General features: G+C 61.7%; 16 protein-coding genes. 10 read left to right on the forward strand and 6 right to left on the reverse strand.

The features are described 5' to 3' along the window. Nucleotides 1–37: 37 nt before the first annotated feature. From JOE66_RS09750 to JOE66_RS09775, 6 genes are all read left to right on the forward strand, one after another. A complete protein-coding gene (locus JOE66_RS09750; RefSeq protein ID WP_205108958.1) occupies nucleotides 38–934 on the forward strand; it encodes a DMT family transporter in 897 nt (298 codons plus the stop codon). 27 nt (nucleotides 935–961) lie between these two features. Beyond that, on the forward strand, nucleotides 962–1,990 hold the full coding sequence (locus JOE66_RS09755; RefSeq protein ID WP_205108960.1) for an SLAC1 family transporter: 1,029 nt from the start codon (nucleotides 962–964) through the stop codon (nucleotides 1,988–1,990). 470 nt (nucleotides 1,991–2,460) lie between these two features. Continuing rightward, nucleotides 2,461–3,567, forward strand: a complete 1,107-nt coding sequence (locus tag JOE66_RS17260; RefSeq protein WP_205108962.1) for a tyrosine-type recombinase/integrase — start codon at nucleotides 2,461–2,463, stop codon at nucleotides 3,565–3,567. Further along, entirely contained in the window at nucleotides 3,564–3,902 is a 339-nt protein-coding gene (locus JOE66_RS09765) for a helix-turn-helix domain-containing protein (RefSeq protein ID WP_205108964.1), read from the forward strand. The genes JOE66_RS17260 and JOE66_RS09765 overlap by 4 nt, the downstream gene beginning before the upstream one ends. Beyond that, a complete protein-coding gene (locus JOE66_RS09770; RefSeq protein ID WP_239518270.1) occupies nucleotides 3,895–5,460 on the forward strand; it encodes a site-specific integrase in 1,566 nt (521 codons plus the stop codon). Before JOE66_RS09765 ends, JOE66_RS09770 begins: the two co-directional genes overlap by 8 nt. A gap of 39 nt (nucleotides 5,461–5,499) precedes the next feature. After that, complete coding sequence (locus JOE66_RS09775; RefSeq protein WP_205108966.1) at nucleotides 5,500–6,171, forward strand: hypothetical protein; 672 nt, start codon at nucleotides 5,500–5,502, stop codon at nucleotides 6,169–6,171. 97 nt (nucleotides 6,172–6,268) lie between these two features. On the opposite strand, the gene JOE66_RS09780 is transcribed toward JOE66_RS09775, so the two are convergent. Beyond that, nucleotides 6,269–6,688, reverse strand: a complete 420-nt coding sequence (locus tag JOE66_RS09780) for a cupin domain-containing protein (RefSeq protein ID WP_239518271.1) — start codon at nucleotides 6,686–6,688, stop codon at nucleotides 6,269–6,271. A 257-nt stretch (nucleotides 6,689–6,945) separates the two neighbouring features. Between JOE66_RS09780 and JOE66_RS17820 the strand changes: the two genes are divergently transcribed. From JOE66_RS17820 to JOE66_RS09800, 4 genes are all read left to right on the forward strand, one after another. Further along, nucleotides 6,946–7,311 (forward strand): RNA polymerase sigma factor, encoded by a 366-nt coding sequence (locus JOE66_RS17820; protein ID WP_372435512.1) that lies wholly within the window; start codon nucleotides 6,946–6,948, stop codon nucleotides 7,309–7,311. A gap of 81 nt (nucleotides 7,312–7,392) precedes the next feature. Further along, nucleotides 7,393–8,112 carry a hypothetical protein gene (locus tag JOE66_RS09790; RefSeq protein ID WP_205108970.1) on the forward strand — a complete coding sequence of 240 codons (720 nt, stop codon included), beginning with the start codon at nucleotides 7,393–7,395 and terminating at the stop codon, nucleotides 8,110–8,112. Between the two features lie 140 nt (nucleotides 8,113–8,252). Further along, nucleotides 8,253–8,606: a Cd(II)/Pb(II)-sensing metalloregulatory transcriptional regulator CmtR gene (gene cmtR, locus JOE66_RS09795; RefSeq protein WP_205108972.1), complete on the forward strand. Its 354-nt coding sequence runs from the start codon at nucleotides 8,253–8,255 to the stop codon at nucleotides 8,604–8,606. After that, nucleotides 8,603–9,283 carry a cation efflux transmembrane domain-containing protein gene (locus JOE66_RS09800; RefSeq protein ID WP_205108974.1) on the forward strand — a complete coding sequence of 227 codons (681 nt, stop codon included), beginning with the start codon at nucleotides 8,603–8,605 and terminating at the stop codon, nucleotides 9,281–9,283. Before cmtR ends, JOE66_RS09800 begins: the two co-directional genes overlap by 4 nt. 546 nt (nucleotides 9,284–9,829) lie before the next feature. On the opposite strand, the gene JOE66_RS09805 is transcribed toward JOE66_RS09800, so the two are convergent. The 5 genes from JOE66_RS09805 to JOE66_RS09825 form a co-directional block, all read right to left on the reverse strand. After that, the gene (locus tag JOE66_RS09805; RefSeq protein WP_205108976.1) at nucleotides 9,830–10,180 is read right to left on the reverse strand and encodes a toxin-antitoxin system YwqK family antitoxin; all 351 of its coding nucleotides are present in this window, start codon (nucleotides 10,178–10,180) and stop codon (nucleotides 9,830–9,832) included. Nucleotides 10,181–10,190: 10 nt separating this feature from the next. Then, the gene (locus JOE66_RS09810) at nucleotides 10,191–10,832 is read right to left on the reverse strand and encodes a dihydrofolate reductase family protein (protein WP_307827145.1); all 642 of its coding nucleotides are present in this window, start codon (nucleotides 10,830–10,832) and stop codon (nucleotides 10,191–10,193) included. Between the two features lie 27 nt (nucleotides 10,833–10,859). Beyond that, nucleotides 10,860–11,249 (reverse strand): VOC family protein, encoded by a 390-nt coding sequence (locus tag JOE66_RS09815; RefSeq protein WP_205108978.1) that lies wholly within the window; start codon nucleotides 11,247–11,249, stop codon nucleotides 10,860–10,862. 107 nt (nucleotides 11,250–11,356) lie between these two features. Then, nucleotides 11,357–13,336, reverse strand: a complete 1,980-nt coding sequence (locus JOE66_RS09820) for a glycoside hydrolase family 127 protein (RefSeq protein ID WP_205108980.1) — start codon at nucleotides 13,334–13,336, stop codon at nucleotides 11,357–11,359. Beyond that, nucleotides 13,326–13,550, reverse strand: coding sequence for a hypothetical protein (locus JOE66_RS09825; protein ID WP_205108982.1), 225 nt, complete (start codon nucleotides 13,548–13,550; stop codon nucleotides 13,326–13,328). The genes JOE66_RS09820 and JOE66_RS09825 overlap by 11 nt, the downstream gene beginning before the upstream one ends.

Below are 13,550 nucleotides of genomic sequence, written 5' to 3' on the forward strand. Positions count from 1 at the left end.
AATAGACATAGAGGGATCGAGGGCGCAAGCTTCGACTATGAATTCAGTACGAGTGTTGGGAGCCGGGTTGGGCGTTGTGGTCCTCTGGGCCAGCGCCTTCCCTGCCATTCAGGTCGCGGCGCCCGAACTCGGACCGGTTGGTCTGTCGATCGTCCGCCTCGCGGTCGCAGCTGTTGCACTCCTCGCGGTCGCGCCATTCATCACAGTTCGCGTACCCGCAGCGCGGGACCTCCTTCTGATCGCTGGGTGCGCGTTCTTCGGGATGACGGCCTACCAGCTGCTTCTGAACACCGGCGAACTCTATGTGCCCGCAGGTACCGCGAGCATCATCGTCGCGGCAGCGCCGCTTGTTTCAGTCGCAATCGCGGCCTTCGCGTTCAAGGAGAAGCTCAGCGCGATCCGCGTTGCCGGAAGCATCGTCGCCATCGGGGGAGTCCTTCTGGTGTGCATCGCGCGGGCGGGCCTCAGCGTCAGCGCTGCTGTCTGGATCGTCGTGGCCGCCATGGTCGCCCAGGGTGCCTATCACCCGCTGTCGCGCTTGTTGCTCCGCACATACACTGCGTTGGAAGTGGCAACCTACGGCATGATCGCTGGGACCATCCTCACTCTGCCCTTCCTTTCTGCTGGCTGGCAACAGATCACAGCGGCCAGCCCTTCAGCCTGGGCCGCTGCCGTGTATCTCGGGGTGTTGCCCTCCGCCGCCGGGTTCGTGCTCTGGGGCTACGCAGTGGCCCGGCTCCCCGTCGTCACTTCCACGAGTCTGCTCTACCTCGTTCCGGCCGTTGCGGTTCTGATCTCATTCGTCTGGCTCGGCGAAATCCCGCTTCCGAGCGAGCTCATCGGCGGCGCCATCATCATCATCGGCGTCATTGGTATCAGCCAGGGTGACCGGCTTCTCGGAAAATTCCTGCCAATACGCGAGCCAGCCCTCTAACCATGAACCACGAAGATCGGATTCCCCATGTCTGACGGAACGCCCGCGGCGCGCATTCCTCTGAACACCCTCGCCATAGCCTTCGGATTGGTCGGCCTTGCTGACGTTTGGACGGCGACCTCGGCGGCGCTCGAACTCCCGGCCGGCATCGGGAATGCCTTCTGGATGATCGCAGCACTCTCCTGGGTTTGGCTTCTAGTTGCCCACACCCTTCGTGGTGGCCGAACAGCCGGCACCCTCGCGAGTCAACTCCGACACCCTCTTCAGGGCCCCATAGCGGCCCTCGCGCCAATTGTCGGCATGCTGCTTGCTGCCGATCTGTACCACTTCTCTCCGCTCATCGGGCAGATCTTGGTCGTCTTCTTCATGGCCGCGACGGCGGCATTCGCCGGATGGCTCATCAGCACCTGGCTTGGGGGAGGACTAGAACTCGAGTCTCTCCACGGCGGCTACTTCCTCCCCACCGTTGCCGGCGGCTTCATCGGCGCAACCGCGGCGGCAGAAGTCGGTTTCACCAGTATCGCGATCGGCGCATTCGCGGTCGGCCTGTTCTTCTGGATCGTCATGTTCACGCTCATCACCGCACGACTGATGTTCCGACCCGCGATCCCAGCACCCCTGGCCCCAACGCTGGTCATCTTCGTCGCCCCTCCCGCCGTAGCAGGAACAGCCTGGTTCCTCATTGCGCCGACACCCGGACCGGTCGACTATGCGCTGGCCGCGACAACGGCACTCATGATCCTCGTGCAACTGGCCCTGATCCCGCGCTACCGAAGACTGTCGTTCACTCTCGGGTTCTGGTCCTTCACATTCCCCTTCGCCGCCGTCGGGGGATACGCCATCATCTGGCTGAACATCCTTCGCCCGGCAGGCTGGCAGATTATAGTGGTTGCCGTCGTTACTGGAATCACGGCCCTCGTCGTCGCCATCGCCATCAAATCCCTGGAACTTCTTCGCCGCCGCGACAGCGGCAACCCCATCCTGACTGCCACGAGACCAGACACCACAGCACTCCTCGTCGACTCGATCACCACTGACCCAATGAAGGTCGGCTAATAGTCAGTCTTCCCGGGCGGCCAGGCCGTTCCGCAATACACGTTCACGCTCACCGACGGCAGCAGCGCTATCAAGGAGCTCAGCATTGAGTTCTGATACAACACGACTCCCTCACTCAGAACGGAAAGCCATGAAGAGGAATCTTCGAAGTGCACGCGTCATCATCGTCGGTGACAGCTCTGGCTATGGCTTCAACGGATAGCGCTGATAATGCACATTATGTCAAGTAATAAGCTGTTCGATTGCAGGATATGTAATTAGCGAACTTTTGGATAAGGCACGCTGTCTGCCGTTAATCAGCCATTGATCAGGACATCTAATGTTTCTTCTCCGTGCGCCGTCACTAGGTTGCACGTGTAGTTGATCGCATCACATCGAGTGCTTATCTGATCTCTGATCAGCGTTTCTCTTGACGGTGATTTCAATTTATGCAATCCTGTTTCATGTTATGAAGCCGATTGTGGATGGCCGTGACTGAGTCCGGCCGGTTATCGTTTCTACCGCTGGGTGACCAGGCGGCTGATCCTGACGTGTTCCTCGGCGAGCTTCTCGACGGCTGGGCCCGCGCTCAGCAAGCTGCCCAATTCAGCCCTAACACCGTGAGCGGCAAGCGTGCTCGCGTTCTGGACCTGGTCGAGTTCTCTGGACACTACCCGTGGGAATGGACTATCAGCGACGCTGATGACTATTTCTCACACGCTCGTGGGGTGCGGAACCTCGCCTACGCCACGATTCGCTCGTACCAGGGCGCGATCAGCATGTTCTGCGAGTTCGCCTCCGATGCCGCATACGACTGGAACACTGAGTGCGCCCGGCTGTTCGGCGGGGTTTTCTCGCAGGTCATTACTGAGTGGAATCGGATCACTCATTCCCAACCGACCGAGGCGAAGTCAGCCAAGCGTGCCTTCTCGCAGACCGAGTTGCAGCAGTTCTTCGATCTCGCCGACCTCGAGGCCGAACGGATCGTCAACGCCGGCCGCCGCGGCGCTCTGGCAGCGATGCGCGACGCAGCCGCGTTCAAGTGCCTCTATGGTTGGGGGCTCCGCGTCGATGAAGCCCGGCACATTCAGGTCGTTGATTTTTCCCGCAACTACAGCGCACCGTACTTCGGCGACTACGGTGTTCTCCGCATCCGGTGGGGCAAACCTCACCGCGGCTCGGCGAAGAAGACCCGCTCGGTTCTGACCGTCTGGGACTGGCCAGCCGAAGCGCTCCGAATCTGGATCGGGCACGGACTCCCCTTGTACGGCACGCCGGTCACCGACGTGTTCCCGACCACGGGCGGAAAAGTCGTCGATGAACCACAGTTACTGAAACGCTTGCACGCCCTGATCGATGAGCTCGGCTTCCCGCCCGGGCTGGACATTCACTCGTTCCGACGCACTTACGGCACGCACCTGATCACTGGGCTGGGCTTCGATGTCTCGTTCGTGCAGCTCCAGTTCGGCCATGAACATGCCTCGACGACAACGATCTACACCCTCCCCGCCCCGGATTATCAACGTCTTGCGTTGAAGAACGCCCACGACGCGACCCTCGAGGCTGCGCAACACCTACTGAATGGACGACGCCCATGAAACGCGACATCACTTACCACTGGCACGTCCGCGAACTGATGGCCCGGAACCACTACCGCAGCAGCAAAGACCTCATCGAACCCCTCCGGGAACGAGGCATCACGCTCTCCACGGTGCAGGTCTGGCGGATCATCGACCAGAACCCGGAACGCATCGCATTCCAAGTCCTCGTCGCTCTCGCCGACATCTTCGGCGTCGGCGTCGGTGAACTCGTCACCTACACTGCAGCCGACGCCCGCACCACCCGGCGCAAGGCCGCCGGCAGCAAAGACGACGTGCTTAACATTCGCGACTACCGACCCGTCCGCGCACGAATCGTCCCAGAGAATGACTGAACACAAACCCGCCGGAAGGCCCATCCGGGTCGGGCCCACTCCCCCGACGACGCTTGAAATAATGAGCGCGCCTGCCCGTCGCGGTCGGCCCCGAACTGCCGGGCAGCTGCGCTGCGACCGGTGCGGCACCATGGTCGCGAAGATCCGGGTGCGCTGGCCCGACGGCGCGATCTGCGGGCCCTGCTTCACCCTCGGCGTTCGAACCCGCGGCGCCTGCAGCAACTGCGGCGAAGACCGGCTCCTCCCCGGCCGTGACCCCGACGGGCATCCGCTCTGCCGCGACTGCGCCGGGATCAGCACGAACATGACCTGTAAGGAATGCGGCGCCGAAGCCGAACGCTACGGGGCCGGCAACTGCATCCGCTGCGTCCTCCGCCACGACCTCACCGTCCTCCTGAAACCCAACGACCCGCCCGACCTACGACTGCGGCGCCTCATCGAAATCCTCGCCACCAGTGCCCGCCCCGAAAGCATCCACACCTGGATGCGCGGCAACGCCGCCAACCAGATTCTCACCATGCTCGGCAGCAGAGAACTCACACTCGAACACGCCAGCTTCGACGCACTCCCGCACTCCGCCGCCGTCGAGCACCTCCGCGACATCCTCACCCACCACCACATGCTCCCGCTGCAGCCCGACAAGAGTCTCGCGAACTTCGAACGCTGGCTCGGCGAACGCCTCACCCAACTCGCCGACCGACCCACGGTCCAGCAGCCCATCGAACAATTCGCTCGCTGGCACCACCTCAAACGTCTCCGCTCCCCCAAGCCCGGCCGGAACATGATCACCGCCTGCCTCACCGCGCGGCAAGAGATCACCGAAGCCGGCAAATTCCTCACCTGGCTGAACGACACCCACAACATCACCGCCGATCAGCTCCGACAACAACACGTCGACGAATACCTCGCCGACGGTCCCAGCACCAAAAAACACATCAGGAACTTCCTGCACTGGCTCAGTCGCAGCCAATCACGGCGCCGCCGTGTCACGACCAGCTACCGAAAAGCGATCACGACCCCTCTAATCACCCAGGATCAACGCGTTGAACTCGTCGCCAACTGCCTCACCTTCCAGCAAGTCGCCCTCTCCACCCGCGTTGCCGCACTGATCTTCCTGCTCTGGGCGCAACCACTCAACAAAATCAGCCAACTCACCTCCGCCGCGATCAACACGCGACCCGACGGGATGCGCGTCACCCTCGGCGAAACCGAATCTGACGTACCAACCCTCATCGCCGGCTCGATCTGGAACCACATCTCCGCCCGCGGCAACCAGCAGACCACGAACACCGGCACCAACTTGCTCTTCCCCGGCTACCGCGCCGGACAACCCATTCACCCCGTCACCCTCGCCCAACGGTTCCACACTCTCGGCATCGACACCCAACGCGTAAGGAACACCACCCTCCGCGACCTCACCCACCAACTCGACCCGCGATCCCTCGCCGACCTCCTCGGCTACAGCCCCCGCATCATCGCCCTCCACGCCGCCCGAGCCGCCACCCCAATGAGCGACTACATCACCCTTAAGCGAGAGAACCAGCGGAACCTTGACTAGTGCTGCGCCGTTTCGTCGCGGTGTGGTCAGATTAGGGTCATGATCGAATCTGCCGACCAGTACAAAGAGTGGTTCGACGAACCCGACAGCATCGAACGATATCGGAAACTTCAGAACCAGCCTGCCTCGACCGGCACCTGGCTGGCGATTGTCGACCGGTTCCCCGAATGCCGGCTCAGCGTGGCGCGGAACAGGACGATACCAGTCGAAGTATTAGAAGCACTTAGAAACGACAGCGACTACGGCGTTCAGCGCGCTGTTCGGTCTTCCCAAACCTGGCACGACACCCACGAGAATGACCACAACTCAAGGCAAATCGATCCCGAAGAGCTAGCTGAATACCGGCTCACCCCTACAGAGCGCCAAGTTCTCCGCTCCGGCCTCATCGAATGGGGCGGACCCGCTAGGTGCACCGAGGAACTAGCAATCGCGATGGGATTTAGCTCCGTCGCCGACCTCTTCGACACGGGCTACAAAATCTCAGATGACATCGAGAGCGGCAAGCCAATGCGCCACGTCGACTGGACCCGAGCGCTTCTCGCAACGGAGATCGTGTTCGCAAGCAACGTCGTCGGCTCTGGGATCGAATGGCCGACCACAACCGGCCTTGACGATCAAACGACGCTCGCGACCCTGCGGAAACTTCAACACCATCTCGTAATTTACCGACCCCAGTTAGACCGGCCCAGCTTGGTAAATCGACGACATTAGCAAACTTATGGATAACGAGCTTCCCCATCAATGTTCTGGGAATGCCTGAGCTCGCTCGCGAAAACGTTGTGATTGCGCCGGTTACTGATCTGGTGGCTCATTCGATACTGACGATATCGACCGAGATCTCAACAGCCAGAAGCGACCCCCGATTCTCGAGCCAGTGAACGGTGTTCCTGTCTTCAGGCCAACCTAGGCCCGGCCCGTATTCCGTGGCGATTCCGTCTCGATGATCAGTGATCGTCCCCTGCAGCACGTAAACGGTCCCCGGTCTCCCTTTGTGGTCGTGAATCGGGCCGAAGCTTCCACCCGGCTCGATTGTCACCATTCGCATCCGAAGCTGGAGCCCATCCATACCCTCGAGCTCGGGGCCCAGATCAACGCTGGCCAGTAACTCCACCGCGACACCTCTCGTGCCTGGCGCCGCCGATTCACCATTCATCGTGCTGTCCTCTCTACGCGGCAGGCCTATCCACCGGGCCTGCCATGGTGGATGATCAAACTCCGTTTTCACCATGAGTGCATTGATTTCACCCTAGGTCGAAGCCTCGCCCGGTCACAATGTCCAGATCTATCGCGTTTCCCGCCGTCACCTTCTGCTTTCTGCCGACACTCCTATAGTGAGTGAGGGGGATGCAGATGAGTCGTTACGACGACACCGATAGCGAGCTGCTGGCGCGGCTGGCGATCGGTGATTCCGTTGCGTTGTCGATGGTGTTCGACAAGTACGCACCAACCGTCACCCGTTACGCCCGGGCGATCGCCGACACCAGGATGGACGTCGAAGAACTCGTCCAAGACACCTTCTTCACAGTCTGGCTGAAGAGCAGCACGATCATCCTTCCCAACACCTCGCTCCTCCCCTGGCTTCTCGTGACCTGCCGTAACCACGGTCTGAACCTTCGGCGAAGACACGACAAACACCGCACCGACGAACTCCCCCCACGACCTCGCAACAGACCCCGACGCGAACGAAGAAGCCCGCGAAGAACTCCGCTTCGTTCTCGACGAAATCGAACAACTCGACCCCATCGACAAACGCATCTGCGAACTGTGCCTCATCGAAGGCCGACCATACGCTGTGAAAAAACGAGTCTCCCGCGCCCGCGCACGATTCCGGAAGGCGGTGACCGACAATGAGGGCTGATCCCCCACCGGCGACGAACTCACCCGCATACTCACCACAATGAAACCAACGTACTGAGGCGAGCCGACGAAACCATGAACCAACCAACCCCAGCCGGGCGAACCCACACCCGCATCGCTGGAATCACCGTCGCGATCGTCGGCCTGCTTGTCGTCGGTTCAGCAGGCGCCGCCCTCGCCACCGGAATCATCCCGAGCCCCTTCACCGCACCCGAAATCCCTGTCACCACCTCCACACCGTCGCCGCTCATCACTCCGACCACGACGCCCACCGCAACTTCACCGGCGAAACCGACAATGCATCCAGTCGATGACCCGTCGGACCCGACGACGTGGGCCATCGGCTTCGACCACGTCGGGCCCGCGCAACTCGGAATGTCCCCCGACGAACTCGTCGCGACCGTGCCTAGCCTTACACCAACCGACCCAGGCAGCTTCTGTCTGTGGCGTGACTTCGGCACCACTTCGCCGTTGCAGTCAATTCGATGGGAAGGCCCTCAAGGTAGCGACGCAGGCCCGGTATCGCTCCTGATCGTTGACGGGCTCTCTGTGCAAGGCAGCACGAATTCTCTGCGCACCGACCGCGGAATAGGGTCAGGCTCGAGTCCAGCTGATGTGAAAGCGGCCTACCCCGACGTCGTCACCGTGGAGAACTACCGTGGAAATATCATCCTGTCGGCAACGGACCAATCCGGAAACGTACTCCAGTTCTGGATCGACCCCAACACCAACTCCGTCGCATCGATCCACGTCGTAGCCGCCGGATTCAATCCGGGAACGTTCGCCTGCGATTAGGAAACAAACGGATAACCAGCTTCCCCACCAAACACCATCACGGCTCTCGGAACGCGAATGCGAATGCGAATGCGAATGCGCCAGTTTCTTTCACGATGCTCACCTTTTGATTAATACAGCAAACACTGTATTAATGGGACATGCTTACCCCGGACACCCGACTCGATGTCATGACGCGGATCGGCCGCGCCATGGCCGACCCGACCCGTTCCCGAATCATCCTCACGCTCCTCGATGGGCCCGCCTATCCCGCTGGGATCGCCGAAAAGCTCGAACTCACCCGTCAGAACGTCTCAAACCATCTCACCTGCCTCCGCGACTGCGGCATCGTCATCGCCGAACCCGAAGGCCGCCAAAATCGGTACGAGATCGCCGACGCGCATCTCGCACAAGCACTGAACGATCTCGTCGGAGTCGTACTCGCCGTCGATACCGACGCGCCCTGCAACAACCCGACCTGCTCGGTCCCCGGATGCTGCGAGGCCAGCGAATGACCACCACCGAGGCTCTGGATCCTGCGAGGAAAGCCCTCCTCCACAGCCGCATCCGGCTCATCGTCGCCATCACCATTGGCTACAACGTGATCGAAGCAATCGTCGCGATCACCGCCGGCACCGCCGCGTCATCCGGAGCGCTCATTGGCTTCGGCCTCGACTCCAGCATCGAAGTCCTCTCTGCCGCCGCGGTCGCGTGGCAATTCACCCGGAGAGACCCCGAGAGGTGGGAAAAGGGCACACTCCGCGTCATCGCCGTCGCGTTCTTCGCCCTCGCCGCCTACGTCAGCGTCAACTCAGCCCTCACCCTCACCAAGGCGGTCGACGTCCAGCACAGCACTGTCGGAATCGTTCTGACAGCCCTCAGTGTCATCATCATGCCCTTCCTCTCCCTCACCGAACGCCGAACCGGCAAAGAACTCGGATCAGCGACCGCGATCGCCGACTCAAGACAAACACTGATCTGTACCTACCTCTCAGCCGCTGTTCTCATCGGCCTGCTACTGAACACACTCCTCGGTTGGTGGTGGGCCGACCCCATCGCCGCCCTCGTCATCGTCTTTTTCGCCATCCGCGAAGGCATCGAAGCCTGGAAAGGCGACCCCTGCGCAACGTCAGTCGGCATGCTCCTGGATGACGATGAACACGATGAGGACGACCATCGCCACTGCGACTAACCTCCGTCGGACGTCACTCGCGATTCGCACCCACTGATCTTTCGGCTCAGTCACGACTGACGATGTCTATCGAGATCTCAACGGCGCGAAGCGACCCCCGATTCTCGAGCCAATGAACGGTGTTCCTGTCTTCAGGCCAACCTAGGCCCGGCCCGTATTCCGTGGCGATTCCGTCTCGATGATCAGTGATGATTCTCTGCAGCACGTAAACGGTCCCCGGTCTCCCTTTGTGGTCGTGAATCGGGCCGAAGCTTCCACCCGGCTCGATTGTCACCATTCGCATCCGAAGCTGGCGCCCATCCATACCCTCGAGCTCGGGGCCCAGATCAACGCTGGCCAGTAACTCCACCGCGACACCTCTCGTGCCTGGCGCCGCCGAATCACCATTCATCGTGCTGTCCTCTCTACGCGGCAGGCCTATCCACGGGGGCTGCCAAATTGGACGATCGGGCTCAGTATCGAGTCTGAGTGCATCGCTTTCACCCTGGGTTGAAGCCTCGCCTCACCACATTGTCCAGATCTGCGCGTGTCGCGCCGGCACCTCACCTATATGTTGGAGCGAACCTTCTTATCGTGCACCCACTCGGACGTGTCGAGCGGGGTGCCATCGGCCTTCCAGCGTTCCCAAAGCCCATGCTTATCGTTTTCGAGGAAACCGCCGCGCTGGAGGAGACCGCCGGTCGCGCGGTACCAGGTCCATGCACCGTGAAGCATTCCGTGGGCGTACTCCCCTTCGGATCGCAGAGACCCGTCGACGAAGTGGTGCCTCCACGTGCCCTGACGTTCGCCGTCGACATACTCACCGGAGGTCACTCCACCGTGCGAATCGCGCTCCGACCAGACCCCGGTCTTGCGACCTTCGCCATCCACGCGGTTGAGTGCCCTGTCGTCAGTCATCGAGTGGTCTTCACCGGGTGAAGGTGACGTGGATGACTCCGCTCTCGGCGACCTCAGAGGAGACGGCGTAGTCGCGCTCGAACTCCCGCAGATCATCCCACAGCCGTGTGCCCCGACCCAGTATTACCGGGGTGATCGCGACATGCAGGCGATCCACGAGACCCGCGGCCAGAAAGGCGCGGGCGACCTCCGCTCCCCCGCCGACCCGGATGTCTCCGTCACCGGCGTATTCGCGGGCGAGGGAAAGTGCATCTTCAGGCGGAGCGGCGAGGAATTCGAAGCGCGTTCCGTTCGCAAAGTCGATGGGCGGGTGCTCCCGGTGCGTCAGCACGATCACCGGCACGCGGAACGGCGGTTCGCCACCCCACCAACCCTGCCAATCGGGGTCGTCAGGAAAGGAGTGGAACCCGAACATCCCGGCACCCATGATCTCCGCGCCGACGGCTTCGAAGTAAGCGGCGGCGTAGCGGTCGTCGACGCCGCTCGTCCCCTCCCCCGTCGTGTCGTGCAGCACACGCTCGCGGAACGTTCGCGTGGCGCTGTAGGCATTGACGATCTTGCCCCAGTCCTCTCCCATGGGGTTCTCGGACGATTGGTTGCTCGGTGCAACGACGCCGTCGAGGGAGATATTGAGATCCATGCGAACTGTCACGGAGTTCCTTTCGAAGCGTTGAGCCGATCAGGCCGGGCTTGTGAGCTGGATGAGGTTGCCACAGGTGTCGTCGAGCACTGCGGCGACAACAGGGCCCATAGCGGTCGGAGCCATGGTGAACGTGACCCCCCGCTCGAGAAGATCCGCGTATTCAGCGCGCACATCGTCGACCGTGAAAGACGTGTACGGGATCCCGTCTGCCACGAGAGCCTGTTTGAAGACCTTCGCGGCCGGATGAGCATCCGGTTCCAGCAGCAGTTCGACGCCGTCGGGCTCGCCCACGCCGACAACCGTCAGCCAGCGGTACTCACCCAGCGAGACGTCGGTCTTCAGCGCGAAGCCGAGCTTCTCGGCGTAGAAGGCGAGAGCTTTCGCCTGATCGTCGACCATCACACTGGTCACTGAGATGGTGGGCATGGATGCACTCCTCGACGCTCTTCATATCGATCACCATCGGCACGCGGCGCCCGGCGAGACGCCGCAGCGATGTTCACGCTCAACTATGTCAGGTCATCAGGTCTGCGTCACGGAATCAACGCCGCCGATCCTGTGGCCGAAGGTATCCACACCCGCATTGTCGAAGGCCCCCGGTTCGCCCACGAGAAATAGGGCACGAGCTCAGTTTCGACTCGCGTGACACGCAGTGAGGCAGGCGCCGTCACGGTGGCGAAATAGGGCCAATTCCGCTCGATCTCGGTTCGGAGGTCGAGCGACACGAATGCTCCGGTCGGAGAAATTCGCAGCTCCCTGTCGAGACGGATCTCGGCCAACTCCGTGCTGGAACCAGCTGGGAGATCAGTCGATTCGAGCACCAGAACCATCGGCCCGCGCTCGACTGCGACGCAACCGCGAGCAGCATCGATGCGAGGGTGCGGATGCACGAATCTCGGCCTCATCGGAAGATGGAGTTCAAGCGTCTCGCCGACCTCGAACAACCGCGAGATCGCGATCTCCGTGCCCTCGGCGGCGCTGGTCACGCCGCCCACGGTCACCGTGCATTCGCTCCGCGCCCAGGCTGGAATCCTGAGTCTTATCGTCGCCTCGACAGCCTCGAGGATCGTCACCTGTACGTCACCCTCGAACGGGTACCCCGAACGCACGCGCAGTCGCACAGAACGACCATCCGGCAGCATAGTGTCGACCCTGTAGTCGCCATACTGATGCAGCTGCACTCCCTGTTCGTCGGCCGTCGCGAAGTACAACCCGACGCTGGCGAGCGTGCGGGCGACATTCGTCGGGCAGCACGACACCTCGAACCACGGCGCCCGCAGACTCGCCTCGGCACGTTCGCTCAGCTCGTCTTCTGACGGCTCCGTGCCCTCAGTGCGTTGTTGGAGGGTGTTCGTGTAGTAGAACGCACGGCCATCTGCGCGGGGTGAGGCCAGAATATTGTTGAGCAGGGTGCGCTCGATCAGATCGGCGTACGCGCTCTCGCCGGTTTCGAGGAGCAGTCGCCAGCTGAGCATGACCGACGCGATTCCGGCGCACGTCTCAGAGTAGGCGCGATCGGCGGGAAGCTCGTAATCATCTCCGAACGCCTCATCTTGATGGTGCGAACCCATTCCGCCGGTGATGTAGGTGCGTCTGGAGACCGCGTTCTGCCACTGCAGCTTGACAGCATTCACGAGTTGCCGGTCATCGGTCTCGGTGGCCACGTCAAGAGCGCCGCTCGCGAGATACAAAGCCCGAACGGCGTGACCCCGCAGCACTGTAGCGTCGCGGACCGGAACGTCGTCTTGAAAATACTCGTGCCCGAAGAGAATGGTGGTGGCGAGCATTCCGTGACCACGACGCTCAACGAATAAGCGTGCCATCTCAAGGTAGCGCCCATCACCAGTCGCCCTCGCCAGTTCGGCAAGCGCGACCTCGATCTCCGGATGCCCGCAGACCGCAACTCGACCGTCGGGCCCGAACTCGGAGTAGACGTGGTCGGCCACGCGGCGCGCAACCTGCACAATCTGATCGTCAGGGAACCCGCCGCGAATGCGGGCCACAGCCGCTTGGATCAGGTGGCCGAAGCAGTACAGTTCGTGGCCCCACTCGATGTTCGAGTATCGAGCAGGCTGCCCGGCGTGACCGAAGCTCGTGTGCAGGTAGCCGTCGTCATCTTGTGCAGCGGCGACGCGTGCCACGAGCGCTCGATAGCGAGCCTCCAGTGTGGTGTCGGGTTGCCGTGCCAGTTCCCAGGCCATCGCCTCGAGCAGCTTGTATATCTCGGAGTCGACGAATTCGATGCCAGAGTGCCTACCGCCGATAGTGCCGTCTGTCACGCGATCAAAATTCGCGATCCAGCCGATGCGTCCCATCCACGTCTCGCAGTGTTGCAGAATCACCTCGGCGTTCAGGCTCTGTCGTTCGCCCCAGAACCCGCCGTCGATCGCTATCTCATCGGGGCCGAGCGGGCGCAGGCGCGATCGAGTCGGGCTGACTGGGCCACCACGAGTCACGCTAGGAGATGCGCTCGCGATCTCCTCCTCGGTGGAGAGTGCCTGGTTATGAGACATGAGACACCCGGGCTTCTTCTCGGAAGTAGATAGGAATGTGCGAGATGGGCGCGGCCACCACGACCGGCACGACCATCGCCATACCCACGTCTTGGATCATCTGCAGAAACTCGACTCCCTGATCGGCTCCGAAAAGCAACCCACGATCGCGGTAGTCGGCACAGTTCCTGTGGCACACCTCGAGAACACCGTCGGATGAGCGAAAAAGAGTCAT

Origin of the sequence: Subtercola frigoramans, assembly GCF_016907385.1 — a bacterium.
Lineage (GTDB): Bacteria > Actinomycetota > Actinomycetes > Actinomycetales > Microbacteriaceae > Subtercola > Subtercola frigoramans.